17 protein-coding genes are annotated in these 19223 nt (G+C 72.4%); all 17 read left to right on the forward strand.

The genetic code is table 11. From position 1 onward, the window contains the following. Positions 1-24: 24 nt before the first annotated feature. The 17 genes from AV521_RS35430 to AV521_RS35510 all read left to right on the forward strand — a co-directional run bounded on the left by AV521_RS35430 (position 25) and on the right by AV521_RS35510 (position 19217). The gene (locus AV521_RS35430; protein ID WP_076094490.1) at positions 25-1662 is read left to right on the forward strand and encodes a polyamine aminopropyltransferase; all 1638 of its coding nucleotides are present in this window, start codon (positions 25-27) and stop codon (positions 1660-1662) included. 65 nt (positions 1663-1727) lie between these two features. Continuing rightward, positions 1728-2531 carry an SRPBCC family protein gene (locus tag AV521_RS35435; protein WP_076094492.1) on the forward strand — a complete coding sequence of 268 codons (804 nt, stop codon included), beginning with the start codon at positions 1728-1730 and terminating at the stop codon, positions 2529-2531. A gap of 33 nt (positions 2532-2564) precedes the next feature. Beyond that, a complete protein-coding gene (locus tag AV521_RS35440; protein WP_076094494.1) occupies positions 2565-3371 on the forward strand; it encodes an aldose epimerase in 807 nt (268 codons plus the stop codon). Positions 3372-3601: 230 nt separating this feature from the next. After that, a complete protein-coding gene (gene pyrE, locus AV521_RS35445) occupies positions 3602-4150 on the forward strand; it encodes an orotate phosphoribosyltransferase (RefSeq protein ID WP_076094497.1) in 549 nt (182 codons plus the stop codon). Between the two features lie 143 nt (positions 4151-4293). Beyond that, complete coding sequence (gene fbaA, locus AV521_RS35450) at positions 4294-5325, forward strand: class II fructose-bisphosphate aldolase (protein WP_076094499.1); 1032 nt, start codon at positions 4294-4296, stop codon at positions 5323-5325. 88 nt (positions 5326-5413) lie between these two features. Continuing rightward, positions 5414-6904, forward strand: a complete 1491-nt coding sequence (locus AV521_RS35455) for an MFS transporter (protein ID WP_076094623.1) — start codon at positions 5414-5416, stop codon at positions 6902-6904. Positions 6905-7032: 128 nt separating this feature from the next. Further along, a complete protein-coding gene (locus tag AV521_RS35460; protein WP_076094500.1) occupies positions 7033-7446 on the forward strand; it encodes a DUF3151 domain-containing protein in 414 nt (137 codons plus the stop codon). 155 nt (positions 7447-7601) lie between these two features. Then, positions 7602-8486 carry a tryptophan 2,3-dioxygenase family protein gene (locus AV521_RS35465; protein WP_076094502.1) on the forward strand — a complete coding sequence of 295 codons (885 nt, stop codon included), beginning with the start codon at positions 7602-7604 and terminating at the stop codon, positions 8484-8486. After that, positions 8479-9663 carry a kynureninase gene (gene kynU, locus AV521_RS35470; RefSeq protein WP_076094504.1) on the forward strand — a complete coding sequence of 395 codons (1185 nt, stop codon included), beginning with the start codon at positions 8479-8481 and terminating at the stop codon, positions 9661-9663. The genes AV521_RS35465 and kynU overlap by 8 nt, the downstream gene beginning before the upstream one ends. A 193-nt stretch (positions 9664-9856) precedes the next feature. Then, a complete protein-coding gene (locus AV521_RS35475) occupies positions 9857-10816 on the forward strand; it encodes a S9 family peptidase (protein ID WP_076094506.1) in 960 nt (319 codons plus the stop codon). Between the two features lie 400 nt (positions 10817-11216). Next, positions 11217-12200 (forward strand): alpha/beta hydrolase, encoded by a 984-nt coding sequence (locus AV521_RS35480; RefSeq protein ID WP_076094625.1) that lies wholly within the window; start codon positions 11217-11219, stop codon positions 12198-12200. Continuing rightward, on the forward strand, positions 12193-13485 hold the full coding sequence (locus tag AV521_RS35485) for an acyltransferase (RefSeq protein WP_076094508.1): 1293 nt from the start codon (positions 12193-12195) through the stop codon (positions 13483-13485). The genes AV521_RS35480 and AV521_RS35485 overlap by 8 nt, the downstream gene beginning before the upstream one ends. A 13-nt stretch (positions 13486-13498) precedes the next feature. Beyond that, on the forward strand, positions 13499-14974 hold the full coding sequence (locus tag AV521_RS35490) for a sensor histidine kinase (protein WP_079249557.1): 1476 nt from the start codon (positions 13499-13501) through the stop codon (positions 14972-14974). 81 nt (positions 14975-15055) lie between these two features. Then, positions 15056-15736 carry a response regulator transcription factor gene (locus AV521_RS35495; RefSeq protein WP_076094510.1) on the forward strand — a complete coding sequence of 227 codons (681 nt, stop codon included), beginning with the start codon at positions 15056-15058 and terminating at the stop codon, positions 15734-15736. Positions 15737-15863: 127 nt separating this feature from the next. After that, complete coding sequence (locus AV521_RS35500) at positions 15864-17219, forward strand: sensor histidine kinase (RefSeq protein WP_076094629.1); 1356 nt, start codon at positions 15864-15866, stop codon at positions 17217-17219. Further along, complete coding sequence (locus tag AV521_RS35505; RefSeq protein ID WP_076094511.1) at positions 17216-17881, forward strand: response regulator transcription factor; 666 nt, start codon at positions 17216-17218, stop codon at positions 17879-17881. The genes AV521_RS35500 and AV521_RS35505 overlap by 4 nt, the downstream gene beginning before the upstream one ends. Positions 17882-17993: 112 nt before the next feature. Continuing rightward, entirely contained in the window at positions 17994-19217 is a 1224-nt protein-coding gene (locus AV521_RS35510) for a cytochrome P450 (protein WP_076094513.1), read from the forward strand. Positions 19218-19223: the final 6 nt, after the last annotated feature.

Genomic DNA, 19223 nt, shown 5'->3' on the forward strand with positions numbered 1-19223 from the left:
GAGCATGTGACGTAACGTCGCAGCGTGATCGAACCGCACGCCCCCGCGCCCCCGGGCGCCCCGGCCTCCTGGACGGGCCCCGCCCGGCTGCCCGTCCGGCCCGGCACCGGGCGGTTTCTGGTCCTCGTGTGTGTCTTCGTCTGCGCGGCCTGCGGGCTCGTGTACGAGCTCGAACTCGTCGCGTTCGCCTCGTACTTGATCGGTGACTCGGTCACCCAGGCCTCCGTCGTGCTGTCCGTGATGGTGTTCGCGATGGGCATCGGCTCTCTCGGCGCCAAGCGGCTGCGCTGGCACGCGGCCGTCGGCTTCGGCGCGATCGAGACCGTCCTCGCCCTGGTCGGCGGGTGCAGCGCGATGGCGCTCTACGCCGTCTTCGCCTGGACCGGCGGCTGGGGCGGGCTGTGGGCCGAGGGCCCGCGCTGTCTGCTGGTCGCCTTCTCCCTCGCCATCGGCCTGCTCATCGGCGCCGAAGTCCCGCTGCTGATGGAGCTGATCCAGCGCATCCGCCACCAGGACGCGGGCGGCGCGGTGGCCGACCTGTTCGCCGCCGACTACGTGGGCGCGCTGGTCGGCGGCCTCGCCTTTCCCTTCCTGCTCCTGCCCTTTCTCGGCCAGTTGACGGGCGCACTGCTCACCGGCACGGTCAACGTCGTCGCGGGCGGCGCCCTGGTGCTCGGCCTCTTCCGCCGCGACCTGACCTGCCGGGCCCGCTGGACCCTGCTGCTCGGCGGCCTCGTCGTCCTGGGCGTCCTCGGCTCCGCCGCCGCTCTGGCCGACGACTTCGAACGCGCCGCCCGGCACGCCGTCTACGGCAAGGACGTCCGGGTCGCCGAACAGACCGACGTCCAGGAGGTCGTCCTCAGCGGCGGCACCGACGGCACGCCCCTCGACCTCTTCCTGGACGGCCGGCTCCGGGTCGGCGGCCGCGACGAACGCCGCTACCACGAGGCTCTCGTCCACCCCGCGCTGTCCGGCGGAGCGCACGCGCGCGTGCTGATCCTCGGCGGCGGCGACGGCCTGGCCGCCCGCGAGGTGCTGCGGCGGCCCGGGGTGCGCCGCCTGGACATCGTCGAACTCGACTCCGGCCTGCTCCGCCTGGCCCGCCACGACCCCGGCCTCGCCGCCGCCAACGCCCACGCCTACGACGATCGGCGCGTCCACACCACCACGGCCGACGCGCTCGGCTGGCTGCGTCAGGCGCGGGGGCGGTCGTACGACGTCGTGATCGCCGACCTCCCCGACCCCTGCATCACCGCCAGCACCAAGCTGTACTCCCAGGAGTTCTACGGGCTGGCCCGCCGCGTCCTCGCCCCCGGCGGCCGGCTCGTCGTGCACGCCGGGTCCGTCGCCACCCGTCCCCGCGTCTTCTGGACGGTCGCCGCGACCCTGCGCGCGGCGGGCTTCGCCGCCTCCCCCTACCGGGTCCTCGGTCATGACTCCGGCTTCCCGGCTGGCCCCGACCGCTCGGCGGGCACCTCCGGACCCCCGCACGACTGGGGGTTCCTGCTGGCGGAGCCGGGGGCCACCGCGCCGTCCCTGCGGCTGGGTCCCTGGCACCCGCGCTCACTGACACAGGCCGGGCTGACGGCGGACGCGCGGGCGGCGCAGCGGACCCGGGTCGGGGGGCTGCCGGCGTCCACGCTGGTCCATCCCCGCTACTGAGCCGGTACTGACGGGCCGGTCAGGTGGGGGTACTTTCCGGTCACACCTGGGTAGGCTCAGCCGACATGGAGCACCAGGTCTTCGTCCCGGTCCCGGTCGAGCAGCTCAAGGACGCCCTGGCCGACCCCGCGCGCGTCGCCCGGGCGGTCCCCGGTCTGCAGCAGGACGCCGGTGCCGAACCCATCGCCGGACGCCTGAAACTGCGCGTCGGCGGACACTCCGTCACCTACCGGGGCAGAGCCCGGGTGGTCGCCCGCGAGGACGGCACGTACGCCGTCGAGGGCGACGCCGCCGAGGCCCGCGGCACCGGCACCGCGAAGCTCGCCCTCACCCTGCGCCTCGCGGAGACCGAGGGCGGTACGACGGTCACGATCGAGGGCACGGCGGACGCGGACGGCCGCATCGCCGAGCTGCCGCCGGACACGGTGGCCACGGCACTGACCCGCCTGCTGAACCGCTTCGTGGAGAGCCTGGCGACGGCCCCGGAGGAGAAGGCGCCCGAGCGCGAGCCGGAGTCCGAGCCGGGGCCCGAGGACGCGGGTGCGGGTGCGGGTGCGGGTGCGGACGAGCACACCTCCGTCTTCGACACCGAGGTCCCTCCGCCCTCGCTGGACCCGGCGGCCGACCGCCTCGCGGACGACTTCGCCGACACCGGCGAGCCCCCGGCCGAGGCCGCACACGCACGCCGGACGATGATCGGCCGCAGCGCGGAGGAGGTCGACCACGCCCCACCCCGCGGCCGCTACGCCCCGGTCCCGGCCCCCCAGACGGTCACGGCGACATCGGCGTTGCGCTGGGCGGCACCGGCGGCGGCGCTGGTGGTGGCATCGGCGATCGTCGTAGGAAGGGCCCTGCGCAAGAGACGTTGAATTCCCGGCCGATCCCCCCAGTACTGTCATCCCGTGAGTAACGAAGACATCACGCTGACAGCAGGCAACGCAGAGGTACACGTCAGCCCTGCCGACGGTGGCCGTATCAGCGGCCTCAAGGTCGACTCCCTGGAACTGCTGAGGCAAGGGCACCGCTACGGCTGCTTCCCGATGGTGCCCTGGTGCGGCCGAATCCGGGACGGCCGCTTCCTCGACGGCGGAGCCCTCCGCCAGATGCCGCTCAACGCCCCGCCGCACGCCATCCACGGCACCGCCCGTGACGGCGCCTGGCGCGTCGCGCGCGTCGCGGAGAACGAAGCGGTGATCACGTACGACCTGGTCGAGCCCTGGCCGCACCCCGGCCGTGTCACCCAGGTCGTCACGCTCACCGAGGACAGCCTGACGCTGACCATGTCGGTGGAGGCGCGGGACGACTCGTTCCCGGCGCAGATCGGCTGGCACCCCTGGTTCAACCGAACCCTCGCGGGCGAGGACGGTGCGGCCGGCGAGGACGTGGCACTGGACTTCAAGCCCGCCTGGCAGGAGGAGCGCGGCGCCGACCATCTGCCGACCGGCAACCGCGTCGACCCGAGGCCCGGCCCCTGGGACGACTGCTTCGGCATGCCCGACGGCGTCGACGTCACCCTCACCTGGCCGGGGCAGCTGGAGCTGAAGGTGACCAGCCGCGAGGAGTGGGTGGTCGTCTACGACGAGCAGGAAGAAGCCGTGTGCGTCGAGCCGCAGACCGGCCCGCCCAACGGCCTGAACACCGCTCCGCGCCTGGTCACCCCGCTGGAGCCGCTGGAGGCGACGACGACCTGGAGCTGGCGGCGCCTCTAGGGCCTGTCCGGCCGACCACGCCGACTCCGACGAACGGCGCCTCGTGATCATCCTGAGCGGGGTCTGGTGCGTGCGGCTGCAAGGCGGAGGAGGGAGCCGACGATGGGGGTCCCCCGCGCGAGTGCGTTCGAGCGTGGGGGAGCGTCGACGAGTGACGACAACGCCGCAGATGCGCGTGCCAGACCCCGCGGCCACGGGTGGTCCGCCGGAGAGGCCCTAGGCTGGTCGGCATGACGGACGTACGCGGCGCGCTGCTGCAGCAGATCAAGGACAAGGCCGTGGTGCACGGCAAGGTGACCCTTTCCTCGGGTCTTGAGGCCGACTACTACGTCGACCTGCGCCGCATCACCCTCGACGGCGAGGCCGCCCCGCTCGTCGGCCAGGTGCTCCTGGACCTGACCGCGGACCTGGAGTTCGACGCGGTGGGCGGCCTGACCATGGGTGCCGACCCGGTCGCGGCCGCCATGCTGCACGCCGCCGCAGCGCGCGGGAAGAAGCTGGACGCGTTCGTCGTCCGCAAGGCGGCGAAGGCGCACGGCATGCAGCGGCGGGTCGAGGGCCCCGAGATCAAGGGCCGCCGGGTCCTGGTCGTCGAGGACACCTCCACCACCGGCGGCTCCCCGCTCACCGCCGTGGAGGCCGTGCGCGAGGCCGGTGCCGAGGTCGTCGCCGTCGCGACCATCGTGGACCGGGCCACCGGCGCCGCCGAGAAGATCGAGGCCGGCGCGGGGGTTTCGTACCGTTTCGCCTTCTCGAAGGATGAACTGGGTCTGGACTGACCGCGCGGTGTGACCTGGACTTGACCGGTGCGTCGACCGGGCCGCCATGTCTGGAAAGATGGGCACGACGATGACGTCACCCCCCAGGTCTAGGTCAGGGCCGTAACGCAGAACCTCTCACCCGCAACACAAGGAGCGGACAGATGCCCATCGCAACCCCCGAGGTCTACAACGAGATGCTCGACCGGGCGAAGGCAGGCAAGTTCGCCTACCCGGCCATCAACGTCACCTCGAGCCAGACCCTGAACGCGGCGCTGCGCGGCTTCGCGGAGGCGGAGAGCGACGGCATCGTCCAGATCTCGACCGGCGGTGCCGAGTTCCTGGGCGGCCAGTACAGCAAGGACATGGTGACCGGCGCGGTCGCGCTCGCCGAGTACGCGCACATCATCGCCGAGAAGTACCCGGTCAACATCGCGCTGCACACCGACCACTGCCCGAAGGACAAGCTCGACGGGTACGTCCGTCCGCTGATCGCGGTCTCCGAGGAGCGCGTGAAGGCCGGCAAGAACCCGCTGTTCCAGTCCCACATGTGGGACGGCTCCGCCGAGACCCTCGCCGACAACCTCGCCATCGCCCAGGAGCTGCTGGAGCGCACCCGCGCCGCCCGCATCATCCTTGAGGTGGAGATCACCCCGACCGGCGGCGAGGAGGACGGCGTCTCGCACGAGATCAACGACTCCCTGTACACGACGGTCGAGGACGCGATCCGCACCGCCGAGGCCCTGGGCCTCGGCGAGAAGGGCCGCTACCTGCTGGCCGCCTCCTTCGGCAACGTGCACGGCGTGTACAAGCCGGGCAACGTCGTGCTCCGCCCCGACCTGCTGAAGGAGCTGAACGACGGCGTCGCCGCGAAGTTCGGCAAGGCTGCTTCTCCTGGTCCCTTCGACTTCGTCTTCCACGGCGGCTCCGGCTCCTCCGAGCAGGAGATCCTCACCGCGCTGGAGAACGGCGTCGTGAAGATGAACCTGGACACGGACACCCAGTACGCCTTCACCCGCCCGGTCGCCGCCCACATGTTCCAGAACTACGACGGCGTCCTGAAGGTCGACGGCGAGGTCGGCAACAAGAAGGCCTACGACCCGCGTACCTGGGGCAAGCTGGCCGAGGCGTCCATGGCCGCGCGCGTCGTCGAGGCCACGCAGAACCTGCGCTCGGCGGGCAACAAGATCAAGTAAGGCGTCGTACGACCTCTGTGGCGGGCCCGGTGACTGTCCAAGTCGCCGGGCCCGCGCCGTTTCCCTCGTGCGGCTGTATACCTGGGGCATGCCCGATGTCCGGCTGGCCTCGCGCCAGGGCAAGTGGATCCTGCTCACCACGGTCCTCGGCTCCAGCATGGCCCTGCTGGACTCGACCGTCGTCAACGTGGCGCTGCCACGCATCGGCCGCGACCTGGGCGCGAGCCTCACCGCGCTGCAGTGGACGGTCAACGCGTACATGGTCACGCTGGCCGGTCTGATCCTGCTGGGCGGTTCGCTGGGGGACCACTACGGGCGCCGGAAGATCTTCGTGCTGGGTGTGGTGTGGTTCGCGGCGGCGTCCCTGCTGTGCGGTGTGGCGCCGAGTCCGGGGATCCTCATCGCCGCGCGGGCGTTGCAGGGCATCGGCGGCGCGCTGCTGACTCCGGGGTCGCTGGCGATCATCCAGGCCACGTTCCACCCCGACGACCGCAGCCGGGCCGTCGGCCTCTGGTCCGGCTTCGGGGGGATCGGCGCGGCGGTCGGCCCGTTCCTGGGCGGCTGGCTGGTGGCCGGACCCGGCTGGCGCTGGGTGTTCCTGCTGAACGTCCCGCTGGCGCTGCTGTGCGTACCGGTGGCACTGCGGCACGTGCCCGAGTCGGCTCAGGGCACCTCCCCGCTCGAACGCGGTCGAGAGCCGGGGGGAGGGGGTGAGCACGCCCGGTTCGACGCCCTCGGCGCGGCGCTGGGCGCGCTGGCCCTGGCCCTGCTGACGTACGCGCTGATCGAGGCGAGGGCCGGTTCACTGGTGGTGGCGTTGAGCGCGGTCGCGGGTCTGGCGGCGGCGGTGGCCTTCGTGTACGTCGAACGGCACCGCACGGACCCGATGCTCCCGCCGGACATCTTCGCCTCGCGCCAGTTCACGGCGGTCAACCTGGTCACCCTGTGCGTGTACGCGGCGTTCGGCGGCTACTTCTTCCTCACCGCGCTGCAACTGCAGGTGGTGTCGGGCTACTCGCCCCTGGCCGCCGGTACGGCGTTGCTGCCGACGACGGCCCTGATGCTGCTGTTCTCGGCCCGCTCCGGCGCCCTGGCCGACCGCACGGGCCCCCGCCTGCCCCTCACCGCCGGCCCGCTCCTCTGCGCGGCGGCGATGCTCCTGATGCTCCGGGTGGGCCCGCACGCCGGCTACCTGACGGACGTCCTGCCGGCCGTCCTGGTCATGGGCGCCGGCATGGTCACGCTCGTCGCTCCCCTGACCGCCACGGTCCTGGCCTCGGTGGACACCACCCGGGCGGGCCTGGCCAGCGGCATCAACAACGCGGCGGCCCGGGCGGCGGGCCTGATCGCGGTCGCGGCGCTACCGCTGCTCGCGGGGATGGGCCCGGAGGCGTACCGCTCCCCGTCGGCCTTCAACTCGGCGTTCGACAGGGCGATGCCCATCTGCGCGGGTGTGCTGGTGCTGGCCTCGGCCCTGGCTTTCGCCCTGGTCCGGCGTCCGGCTCCGGGGTGCCGCCGCCCGGAATGCCGCACGCATGGAAGCGTCACGGCTCCGCCGTTGGAGGGGCGAGGCCGATAGGGGCCCGGGTCCCGCCCCGCGCCCCCAGGGGCTTGCAGCGCCGTCGGCCTGACAGCGCACCCACCAGCACAGCCCGCCTGCACACGGCAGCAGCACAGCGCAGCGCCACGTGAGCCAGACTGGACTCCATGACGATTCACGAAAACCTCCTCGGCGGCCCGCCCCCGACCCACCTCCCCCACGACCCGGAGCCCCGCGAACTCCTCGCGACCGGCACCGCCCCCGCGGACGTCGCCGCCAAGTACCCCACCTCCTCCCTCGCCTGGGCCCAGCTGGCCGACGACGCGTTCGAGCGCGGCGCGGTCGTGGAGTCGTACGCCTACGCCCGTACGGGCTACCACCGCGGCCTCGACGCCCTGCGCCGCAACGGTTGGAAGGGCCACGGCCCGGTCCCCTGGGAGCACGAGCCGAACCGCGGCTTCCTGCGTGCCCTGCACGCCCTCGCCCGCGCCGCGCAGGCGATCGGCGAGCAGGAGGAGTACGAGCGCTGCGCGCAGTTCCTGAAAGACTCCTCGCCCACGGCCGCCCAGACCCTGGGCTGACCCCTACGGGGAGTTCCCCCGATGTGGCCCGTCTGGCAGCAGACGGGCCTTGCCGTATCCGGTGGGATTGCGGAGGATTCCGCTTGGGGACCGGGGCCCCCGTGCCGGAATCGGCAGGGGCGGACCGCTACCCGGAGTAACAACAGGAGACAGCGATGTCCCAACAGGCTCACCCCCCTCTCCAGGCCGCTGAGCCCGAGGCCCCGCATCTCGCACAGAACCCCGACGGCACCCTCGACCCGAACCTCGACTTCGCGGGTACGACGCCGTACGAGGACTACGTCAGAGCGGACGTGCTCACCCACCTCCAGCACACCCTCTCCGACGACCCCGGAGAGATGGTCTTCCTGGTCACCACCCAGGTCATGGAACTGTGGTTCACGGTGATCGTGCACGAGTGGGAGACCGCCGCGAACGCCCTCCGCTCGGACGACGTCCCGACCGCCGTCGCCGCGCTCAAGCGCTCCGTACGGGAGCTGGAGGCTCTGAACGCCTCCTGGAAGCCGCTCGGCCAGCTCACTCCCGCCCAGTTCAACTCCTACCGCTCCGCCCTCGGCGAGGGCTCCGGCTTCCAGTCGGCGATGTACCGCCGGATGGAGTTCCTGCTCGGTGAGAAGTCCGCGTCCATGCTCGTCCCGCACCGCGGCGCCCCGCGCGTCCACGCGGAACTGGAGAAGGCGCTGCACGAGCCGAGCCTGTACGACGAGGTCGTCCACCTCCTCGCACGCCGCGGCCACGCGATCCCCGAGTCCGTCCTGAACCGGGACGTTTCCCGGCGCCACGACGCCGACGCCGCCGTCGAGTCCGCCTGGACCGCGATCTACTCCGCCGACCAGGACACCGAACTCGCCCGCCTGGGCGAGGCTTTGACCGACGTGGCCGAACTGGTCTGGCGCTGGCGCAACGACCACCTGGTCGCCACCCGCCGCGCGATGGGCGCCAAGCCCGGCACGGGCGGCTCGGCCGGCGTGGCCTGGCTGGAGAAGCGCGCCCGCAAGAACGTGTTCCCGGAGCTGTGGACGGCGAGGTCCCATGTCTGAACTGACGCTGCGGGCAGAGAAGCTGGACGCCGCGGACGACCTGGCCCCGCTCAGGAACCGCTTCGTCCTCGACGACGTTGTCTACCTGGACGGCAACTCGCTCGGCGCGCTGCCCGCCCACGTCCCCGACCGCGTGGCCGATGTGGTCCGCCGCCAGTGGGGCGAACTGCGCATCCGCTCCTGGGACGAGAGCGGCTGGTGGACCGCGCCCGAGCGGATCGGTGACCGGATCGCCCCGCTGGTCGGCGCGGCGGCCGGACAGATCGTCGTGAGTGACTCCACAAGTGTCAACGTTTTCAAGGCACTTGTGGCGGCGGTACGGATGTCGCACGAGACTCGGACCGAGATCCTGGTCGATGCGACGACCTTCCCCACGGACGGCTACATCGCCGAGTCGGCGGCCCGTATGACCGGCCGCACCCTGCGCGCGGTGACACCGGCGGAGGTGCCGGCCGCCCTGAGCGACCGTACGGCGGCCGTACTGCTGAACCACGTCGACTACCGCACCGGCCGCCTGCACGACCTGCCGTCCCTGACGGCCTCGATCCACGAGGCCGGAGCCCTGTCCGTCTGGGACCTGTGCCACAGCGCGGGCGCGCTGGAGGTGGGCCTGGACCGGCACGGGGTCGACCTGGCGGTCGGCTGCACCTACAAGTACCTGAACGGCGGCCCGGGTTCACCGGCGTACCTGTACGTCCGCAGGGACCTGCAACCCCGCTTCGACTCGCCCCTCCCCGGCTGGAACTCCCACACCGACCCCTTCGGCATGAGCCCGTCCTACACCCCCGCACCGGGCGCCCTGCGCGGCCGCGTAGGCACCCCGGACATCCTCTCCATGCTGGCCCTGGAGGCGGCGCTGGAGATCTGGGACGACGTCTCGATCTCCGCCGTCCGCACCAAGTCCCTCGCCCTGACGGACTTCTTCCTGCGCTGCGTGCGGGCGTACACCGAGCCGGGCCGCGTCGAGTCGGTGACGCCCGAGCGCCATGCGGAGCGCGGCAGCCAGATCGCCCTGCGCTGCCCGGACGCCGGCGAGGTGATGCGACGCCTGATCAGCCGAGGCGTCGTGGGCGACTTCCGCCACCCCGACGTTCTCCGCTTCGGCTTCACCCCGCTGTACGTGACCTTCGCCGACACGGAACGAGCGGCCAGGATCCTGAGCGAGGAACTGGCGTAGGGGAGGGGCCGGGGGCCGGACCTTCCCGCCCGGTCCCCGGCCCCCTCGTGGAGAACCGTTTATCCCTAACCCTGCGTCACATCCCCATGCCCCCGCACATGACTGGCCTGATACCGTCCCGCCAACGGCGAACGAAAATTCCTCACCTGGTCCGCCACACGCCAAACACGTTCCATCGCTGAGAGGTTGGAGCATGCCGGACGACGCCGCAGCTGCCCGCGCTGCCGCCGAAGAGGAGTCGGCCTTCTCGCACCCCCCGGTCGACCCCGACGTGACCTCCATGTACGGCGACCACCCCGACCAGGTGATCGACTTCTACGCTCCCCGAACCGCCCCGGACTCCCTCGTTCCCCTGGTGGTCGTCCTGCACGGAGGCGCCTGGCGGGCCCGCTACGACCGCCGCCACATCACACCGTTCGCGGACTATCTGGCCCGCAGGGGCTTCGCGGTGGCCAACGTCGAGTACCGACGCGGCGGCGCCCCCTTGATCCCCGACCAGGACAAGGGCGACCAGGACACGGGCGACCAGGACAAGGCCGATCAGCGCACGGGCGCGGAAGCCACCCCTCCGGCCGCCGAAGCCACGCCTCCGGCCGGCTGCTGGCCAGACACCTTCGACGACGTCGCGGCCGCCCTGGACGCGCTGCCCGCGCTGATCCGCGAGGCGCTCCCGCAGGCCGACCCGCGCCGTACCGTGCTCACCGGCCACTCCGCCGGCGGCCACCTCGCCCTGTGGGCCGTGGCCCGCCACGTCCTGCCCGCGGACTCCCCTTGGCGCACCGGCCGCCCGGCCCCGCTGCGCGGTGTCGTCGCCCTCGCCCCGATCGCGGACTTCGAGGTGGCGGAGAAGCTGGACGTCTGCGGCAACGCGAGCCTCCAACTCCTCGGCGGCCACGACACGTTCGCCGAGCGCCGCCCCTACGCCGACCCCGTCCTCCTCCTCCCGACGGGCATCGCGACGACACTCGTCCAGGGGCGCACGGACCTGGTGGTACCGCATACGGTGGCCGAGTCGTACGCGGACGCGGCGGCGAAGGCGGGCGAGGTGGTGGGCCTGACGCTCCTGGAGGACGTGGGCCACTTCCCGCTGATCGACCCGGCGGCGGACGCGTGCGCGGTGGTGGCGGAGGAGATCGCCCAACTGGCGTGGTGAAGCGGGTGGTCCGACCCGTACTGCTCGCCCCGGGTGATACCCGTAGTACCTGAGAGCTACCTCGTAGGACAGCTCCCTGGCGGGACGCCGACGACAGGCCCGGATCCCTAATTTTCCTTCTCAGAGAAGCCCGACGGCCGGGCCATCTGAAAGGACCCCGCCCATGGGCCACCCTCCCACGCCCTCCTCCACCCCCCGCCACTCACCAGCGGACACAAACCCCCTCACCCCCGAGCGCCGGCAGCCGGCACTCACAGCCCCCGCCTCCGGCAACCGACAGCAGCTGACGAGCACGGATTCCTCCTCCACGGACCCGCAGTCGCCGGCGGCGAGGTTGCCCCGCGGGGGCCACCCGCATCCGACGACGAAACTGTCACGGCTGGTGCGGGCGGGAAACCGGATCCCGTCGAAGGCGCCTCGGGCCACCCGCACCCAAAGATGGCGCCGCACCCTACTCGCCGCCTTCCTCACGGCAGCCATCGCCGCCCCCCTCTCCGGCGCAGCCCGCCCCCAGATCCCCGCCCCCGCCCCCGCAACGCTCCCCTCACTCACAGCCACCACTCTCCACGCCGCCTACGAGACCAGCCGAGCCAACGCCACCCAGGCCGCCCACATGGCCGCCACTCACGGCGACTCCCACCGCGCCGCCGCCGACCAGGCCCTCGCCGCCCCGTCCCGAAACCTCCTGACCTTCGACGGCCGAGGCACCGGCCGGGCCACGGAGGTCCTCGGCGACCTCGCCCACGCCGACCACATCGCGGTCCTGGTCCCCGGCTCGGACACCTCCCTGGACACCTACTCCCGCTTCCACACGGCGGCCACGGCCCTGTACGCGGACCTCACCCACCGCGCACCCCACGGCACCACGGTGGCCGTCATAGCCTGGCTCGGCTACGAAGCACCGGCCACGGTCAGCACCACGGTCACGACGACCGCCCGAGCCGACGAAGCCGCCCCCCACCTGCGCGCCTTCATACGCCACCTGCGCGCCGCGACCCCGCCGCAGGCACACATATCCCTGCTCTGCCACTCGTACGGCACGGTGGTCTGCGGCCGCGCCGCCCCCGGCCTGGACGCCGACGACATCGCCCTCGTCGGCAGCCCCGGCACCGGCGCGGACTCGGCCGCGGCCCTGCACACGCACGCCCGCATCTGGGCAGCCCGTGGCAGCGGCGACTGGATCCGGCACGTCCCGCACACCAGCGCCGACCTCTTCGGCACCACCATCGGCTTCGGCACCGACCCGGTCTCCCGCGCCTTCGGCGCCCAGGTCTTCGACGCGGCTGACGCCGACCACAGCGGCTACTTCACCCCGGGCTCGGCCTCCCTCGCCAACCTGGCCCGGATCACCCTCGGCGAGACCTCGGAGGTGACCCGTGCCTGAGCAGACAGCCGGCACCCGCCGTACCCCTCCGCACGACACCGCGCCCGCCACCTTCACCCCCACTGCCCCGCGCCGTACCCACGCTCCCCTCACCCCTGCCACCGCCGTCCACGCCCTCCGCCGAGCCGCCGACCAGGTCGACGCCGCCACCCCCGCGTCCCGGGACCGCGCGATCGACGCCCTCCGCGCCCTCGCGATCCTCGGGGTGGTCCTCGGGCACTGGCTGGTGACGGCGCTGGTCGCACAGGACGGCGGACTGCACACGGTGAGCCCGCTGCAGCACCTGCCCTGGCTGGCGCCGGTGTCCTGGCTGTTCCAGACGCTGGCCGTGTTCTTCCTGGTGGGCGGCCAGGTGGCGACGCGAAGCCTGGCCTCGGCCCGCAGCAGAGGCGACACATACGCCTCCTGGCTGCGCGCCCGTCTGACCCGCCTCCTCCGCCCGGTGGCCGCGCTGCTCGGTCTGTGGTCGGTGGCGGCCGTGGCCCTCCTTCTCACCGGCGCACCCCTGTCCACGATCCACACGCTGCTCAAGCTGGCGCTGTCCCCGCTGTGGTTCCTGCTGGTCTTCGCCGCGCTGACGGCAGCCACGCCCCTGGTCGCGCGCCTGAACCCGCTCTGGCCGCTCGCCGTCGTCCTGCACGTGGACGTCCTCCGCTTCGGCCTGCACCTCGGCCCGTCCTGGCTCGGCTGGGTGAACGTGGCGGCGGGCTGGCTGGTCCCGTACACCCTGGGCGCCGCCTGGGCCCGGGGCGAGCTGCGCAGCCGCCGCTCGGCCTGGGCCCTGCTGCTCGGCGGTACGGCGGCCACGGCCCTGCTGGTCACCTGCGCGGACTACCCGGCGTCCATGGTCGGCGTCCCCGGCGCGGCGATCTCCAACCTCAACCCGCCGACCCTGGCGGCCGTCACCTTCGGCCTGGCCCAGTGCGGCCTCGCCCTCCTGCTCCGCGACCGCCTGCGCCGCGCGATGGCCCGACCCCTGGCCTGGGCGGCGACGGCCTTCGTCAATCTCTCCGCGATGACCATCTTCCTGTGGCACCAGACGGCCATGATGGCGACCACGGCGACCGGCCTGCTGGCCGGCCGGCTGCCCGGCCTGCACACCCCGCCGGACTCCGTCGCCTGGGTGGGGTCCCGCCTCGCCTGGCTCCCCGTCTTCGCGTTGGCCCTCGCGTTGTGCTGGACGGCGTTCCGCCACCACGAGCAGGGCCCCGCCCGCCCCCGGAACCGCGCATCGCACGTGGTCCGGCGTCATGTGCCCCCGACGAGGTCCTCGCGCCATGCCTAGAGTTACGTCCGTGATGTCCGTGGATCCCGAGAACCTGACCGGCCGTCCCGGCGACGCCGGCCGCGCGACCTCACCCGCTTCCCGGCTCCCGTCCGAGACCGAAACCGAGACCGAGACCGAGACCGAGACCGCCCCGGTCACCCCTTCCCGTGCCGCTCGCCTCGGTGCCTGGCTGGGTGAGACCCCCTCGCCCCAGTCACCCCCCTTCTCGAAGTACCGCTGGCTGCGTCTCCTCACCTATCTGCTCATCAGCTGGCTGGCCCTCGGCATCGCCCTGGCCGGCGCCGAGGAACTGTCCAACAGCTACGGCTTCACCTACGCCGTGGCCTTCCTGAGCACGTTCCTGCAGGCCGGAGCCGTCGTCCTGGCTGTCCGGCGCCCGGTCCCCGCCTGGGCCCTGTCCCTGGCGGCCGCCACCGCCACCGCGCTGCTGGCCCGCCAGAACCTGGCCTCGCTCGTGCTGCCGAGCCCCAACTGGCCCTGGCCCGCGCCCATTCTGCTCGCCCACATGGCCGTGTTCCTGCTCCTCGCCCTGCGTGTCCGCCCCCGCAGCACCCTCGCGGCTTTCGCCGTGACCGCCTTGACGACCTACGTCGTCGAAGGCGGCATCGGAGCGCAGAAGTACTCCGCGACGGGCCCCGTCGCCCTCGCCCTGTTCGCCGTCGCCGCCGTCATCGGCGCCACCCTGCGCAGCCGGAGCGAGGCCCGTACCGAACTGGTCCAGCAGACGACGATCACCGCGGAGGAGCGGGCCCGTCGCACCCTCCTGGAGGAGCGCAGCCGTATCGCCCGGGAGCTGCACGACGTGGTCGCCCACCACATGTCGGTGATCTCCATCCAGGCCCAGGTGGCGCCCCACCTGGTGGAGAACCCCTCGGAGGAGCTGAAGGAGAACCTCGCGGGCATCCGCAACAACGCCCTGGAGGCCCTGACCGAGCTGCGTCGCGTGCTCGGCGTGCTGCGTTCCGAGAGCCCGGACGAACCGGAGGCCGTCGAGGACTCCACTCGGCTGCCCGCGCCCGGCACCGGCCCGGCCCCCGACGCCCCGCAGCCGAACCTCGCCCGTCTGGACGCCCTGCTGGAGAACACCAGGGCGGCCGGCCTGGACGTGGTGAAGGCCGAGGAGGGGGATGCGCGCGGCTACTCGCCGGGGGTGGAACTGTCCGCGTACCGGATCGTCCAGGAGGCCCTGAGCAACGTCCTGCGGCACGCGCCGGGGGCGAAGGTCCGCGTGGACATCGCCCACCTGCCCAACGGGATATACCTGAGTGTCAGCAACTCCCGCCCCAGCCGTCCGGTGCCACCGTTCCGGGGCAGTGGTCACGGCCTGCTGGGCATGCGGGAGCGCGCGGCGATGCTGGGCGGGCAGGTCGAGGCGAAACCGACCCGGCACGGCGGTTTCCTGGTGACGGCGTTCCTCCCCCGCGGGGGCGCCCCCGAACCGGCCGAGCCCGGACCGACCGGCCCCGCACCTCCCGCGCTGCCCTGACCCCGGCCCTGGCCGCCCCTTTGGTATCCGACCCGTACAGCCCCGAGCCCCGAGCCCGAGCCCCGACAGGAGAACAGACCCATGACGAGCGGCGCCGGCACCATCCGCGTACTGATCGCCGACGACCAGCAGATGGTCCGGCAGGGCTTCACCGTGCTGCTCAACACCCAGCCCGACATCGAGGTGATCGGGCAGGCGGTGGACGGTCTGGACGCGATCGCCCGGACCGCCGAGCTGGCGCCGGACGTGGTGCTGATGGACATCCGGATGCCCGAACTCGGCGGTATCGAGGCGACCCGGCGGATCACCGTGGAGCATCCCGCGGTGAAGGTGCTGGTGCTGACCACGTTCGACCTGGACGAGTACGTGTACGAGGCGCTGCGGGCCGGGGCCTCCGGCTTTCTGCTCAAGGACGCCTCCGCGGACCAGCTGGCCGAGGCGGTACGGGTCGTGGCCGCGGGCGACGCCCTGCTCGCGCCCGGCATCACCCGCCGTCTCATCGCCGAGTTCTCCCGTCTGGACGGCAGCCGCCGGGCCCCGCTCAAGCAGCGCGTCGGCGACCTGACCGAACGGGAGACGGAGGTGCTCGCGCTGATCGCGCAGGGCCTGTCGAACGCGGAGATCGCCGAGCAACTGGTGGTGGCCGAGCAGACCGTGAAGACGCACGTGGGCCGCATCCTGGTGAAGCTGGGGCTCAGGGACCGTACCCAGGCGGCGGTCTTCGCCTACGAGTCCGGCCTGGTCCGCCCCGGCGGCCGCTGACTCCTCCGTCGCCCCCTTCGCCCCTCTCGCGCCCTTGCGGGGCGACCCGTAGTACCTGAGAGGGACCCCCGAGGACCCCCCTCCAAGGTGACGACCGCGCCCCCGGCCTCCGCCTACCGTTTTGTACGTGACCGAGACGACGCACACGCAGACGACGACGCCGGGCCCGGCCGGCCGGCCGCGCAGCCCGGAGTTCCGGCTCGCCGCGGACGCCCTGCGGGGCCTGCGGCAGGACCTGTTCCAGGACGCCTTCGCCTACCGCCCGCTGCCCCGCACGGGCGTCGACGGCGCGCTGACCCGCCGCCTGTCCGGCCGTCCGCGGTGGTACGCGGGCTGGACACCGCACGCGGTGGTGGCCGCCCTGGGCGTGATGTCGATGATGCTCGCCCTGTCGGGCTCCTTCGATTCCGGTCCTTTCGTCCTGCTGTGCGGGTTGCTGGCGCTGGCGCCGGTGCTGCTGACGCTGGTCCGTCCGGTGGGGGCGTTCTGGATCTCGCTGGGCGCGAGCACGGTTGCCGCCGTGCTCGGCCGGGGCGGCTGGTCCGACTGGCCGTGGCTGCCGGGCAGCTTCCTGGCCCACCTGGTGGTGCTCACGGTCGTCGCCCTGCGCACCCGCCCGCGTGTCGCGGCCTCGATGTGGGTGATGACCGCGGTCTACGGCTTCGTCTTCGGCAACGCCATCGGCGGGCACCGGTACGACACCAATGTCACCCCGATGCTGTTCCTGTCCGCGCTGAGCCTGCTGATCGTCGCGGTCTGGCACATACGCCGGGAGGCCGCGCAGGAGGTGACCGCCCAGCAGACGGTCACCGAGCACGAGCGCTCCCGCCGCACCCTGCTGGAGGAGCGCACGACCATCGCGCGGGAGCTGCACGACGTGGTCGCCCACCACATGTCGGTGGTCGCCATCCAGGCGGAGGCCGCGCCCTACCGGGTGGAGAACCCGCCGGAGGAGCTGGAGAAGGCGTTCGCCACCATCCGGGAGAACGCGGTGGCGGCCCTGAACGAGCTGCGCCGGGTCCTCGGCGTCGTGCGCGCGGAGGGCTACGCGGCGCCGGACGCCCCGCAGCCGACCCTGGCCGACCTGGACGGACTGCTCGCCAATGTGCGCGAGGCGGGCCTCACGGTGGAGAAGGCGGTGACCGGAGCGGTGCGCGAACTGCCGCAGGGTGTGGAGCTGTCGGCGTACCGCATAGTCCAGGAGGCTCTCAGCAACACTCTGCGACATGCGCCGGGAGCGAGCGCCCGCGTGGAGATCGGCTATGTTCTGGGCGGGCTGGGCCTGCGCATAGTCAACACCCCGCCCCCCGCCCCCCACCTGATAAAGCCCTCGCCGGGTGCCGGACACGGCATCACGGGCATGCGGGAACGCGTCTCGATGCTGGACGGCGAGATGACGACGGGCCCGACGGAGGACGGCGGTTACGAGCTGACGGTATTCCTTCCCGTAGCGACCGCCACGGTGATCGAAGAGGACGCATGACCATCCGCGTACTGATAGCCGACGACCAGATGATGGTCCGCGAGGGCTTCTCGGTCCTGCTGAACGCGATGCCGGACATCGAGGTCGTCGGCGAGGCCGTCAACGGAAGGGAGGCGGTGGAACGGGTCCGTGAACTCGCCCCGGACGTCGTTCTGATGGACATCCGGATGCCGGAGCTGAACGGCATCGAGGCGACCCGCGAGATAGTCGCCGCGGACGACGGGGCGAAGGTACTGGTCCTGACGACGTTCGACCTGGACGAGTACGTGTACCAGGCGCTGCGGGCGGGAGCCTCCGGCTTTCTGCTGAAGGACGCCTCGGCGCGCCAGCTGGCGGACGGCGTCCGGGTGGTGGCGTCGGGCGAGGCCCTCCTGGCCCCCTCGGTCACCAGACGTCTGATCACGGAGTTCTCCCGCCTGGCGGAGCCTCCGCGGCTGATGCCGTCGGCCCAGGCGTCCTACGGCGAGCTGACGGAACGGGAGACGGAGGTGCTGGTCCTGATCGCGCAGGGCCTGTCGAACGCGGAGATCGCCGAGCGGCTGGTGGTGGCGGAGTCGACGATCAAGACCCATGTGAGCCGCATCCTGGTGAAGCTGGGCCTCAGAGACCGCACCCAGGCAGCGGTGTTCGCCTACGAGGCCCGCCTGGTGACACCGGGCTGACGGCGGGGCGCGCACCCGAGGGGCCGCCACGCGGGCCGAGGCTGAGCACATCAGGGCTGTCCAGGCCCCCAGACCCTGGCCAGGTGCTGGTCCGGCGGGTTAGCGTCCCGGCATGGCTGGCTCCACCGACCCGAGCTTCGACCCCTGGGACCCGGCGTTCCTCGCCGACCCGTACCCGGCCTATGCCGAGCTGCGGGCTCGGGGCAGGGTGATCCGGTACGAGGCGACAGACCAGTGGCTGATCCCGCGCCACGCGGACGTCTCGGCGCTGTTGCGTGACCGGCGGCTGGGGCGGACGTATCAGCACCGGTTCTCGCACGAGGAGTTCGGCCGGAGCGCGCCTTTGCCGGAGCATGAGCCGTTCCACACGCTCAACGACCACGGGATGCTCGACCTGGAGCCGCCGGACCACACCCGGATCCGGCGCCTGGTCTCGAAGGCGTTCACACCGCGCACGGTGGAGCGGTTGCAGCCGTATGTCCAGGACCTGGCGAGCGACTTGGTGGCGGCGCTCGTCCGCGACGGCGGCGGCGATCTCCTCACCGATGTGGCGGAGCCGCTGCCGGTGGCGGTGATCGCCGAGATGCTGGGCATTCCGGAGGAGGACCGGGGGCAGCTGCGCCCCTGGTCGGCGGACATCTGCGGGATGTACGAGCTGAACCCGTCCGAGGAGACGGCCGCGAAGGCGGTGCGGGCCTCGGTGGAGTTCTCGGAGTTCCTGCGTGAGCTGATCGCCGCGCGGCGCAAGGAGCCGGGGGAGGACCTGATCTCCGGGCTGATCGCGGCGCACGACGAGGACGACGACCGGCTGACCGAGCAGGAGATGATCTCCACGGCGGTGCTGCTGCTCAACGCGGGGCATGAGGCCACGGTCAACGCCACGGTCAACGGCTGGTGGGCGCTGTTCAGCAACCCCGCCCAGCTGGCCGCCCTCCGCGCCGACCACTCCCTGATCCCCTCCGCGATCGAGGAGCTGATGCGCTACGACACCCCGCTCCAGCTCTTCGAACGCTGGGTGCTGGAAGACATCGAGATCGACGGCACGACGATCCCGAGGGGTGCGGAGATCGCCATGCTCTTCGGTTCCGCCAATCACGACCCGGCCGTCTTCACCGACCCCGACCGCCTCGACCTGACCCGCACCGACAACCCGCACATCTCCTTCAGCGCGGGCATCCACTACTGCATCGGCGCACCCCTGGCCCGTATCGAACTGGCCGCCTCGATGACGGCCCTCCTCCAGCAGGCCCCCACCCTGGCCCTGGCGGCGGAGCCGGAGCGCAAGCCGAACTTCGTGATCCGGGGGCTGCGGGGGCTGAGCGTCGAGGTCGGGTGATCACCC

Source organism: Streptomyces sp. IMTB 2501, from assembly GCF_001953885.1.
In the GTDB taxonomy this organism is placed as follows: domain Bacteria; phylum Actinomycetota; class Actinomycetes; order Streptomycetales; family Streptomycetaceae; genus Streptomyces.

Coding starts and splice junctions, on each gene's coding strand:
- AV521_RS35435 (WP_076094492.1), top strand. CDS start 1,728: ATGGAGCACCAGGTCTTCGTCCCGGTCCCGGTCGAGCAGCTCAAGGAC.
- pyrE (WP_076094497.1), top strand. CDS start 3,602: ATGACGGACGTACGCGGCGCGCTGCTGCAGCAGATCAAGGACAAGGCC.
- fbaA (WP_076094499.1), top strand. CDS start 4,294: ATGCCCATCGCAACCCCCGAGGTCTACAACGAGATGCTCGACCGGGCG.
- AV521_RS35455 (WP_076094623.1), top strand. CDS start 5,414: ATGCCCGATGTCCGGCTGGCCTCGCGCCAGGGCAAGTGGATCCTGCTC.
- AV521_RS35460 (WP_076094500.1), top strand. CDS start 7,033: ATGACGATTCACGAAAACCTCCTCGGCGGCCCGCCCCCGACCCACCTC.
- AV521_RS35465 (WP_076094502.1), top strand. CDS start 7,602: ATGTCCCAACAGGCTCACCCCCCTCTCCAGGCCGCTGAGCCCGAGGCC.
- kynU (WP_076094504.1), top strand. CDS start 8,479: ATGTCTGAACTGACGCTGCGGGCAGAGAAGCTGGACGCCGCGGACGAC.
- AV521_RS35475 (WP_076094506.1), top strand. CDS start 9,857: ATGCCGGACGACGCCGCAGCTGCCCGCGCTGCCGCCGAAGAGGAGTCG.
- AV521_RS35490 (WP_079249557.1), top strand. CDS start 13,499: ATGTCCGTGGATCCCGAGAACCTGACCGGCCGTCCCGGCGACGCCGGC.
- AV521_RS35495 (WP_076094510.1), top strand. CDS start 15,056: ATGACGAGCGGCGCCGGCACCATCCGCGTACTGATCGCCGACGACCAG.
- AV521_RS35505 (WP_076094511.1), top strand. CDS start 17,216: ATGACCATCCGCGTACTGATAGCCGACGACCAGATGATGGTCCGCGAG.
- AV521_RS35510 (WP_076094513.1), top strand. CDS start 17,994: ATGGCTGGCTCCACCGACCCGAGCTTCGACCCCTGGGACCCGGCGTTC.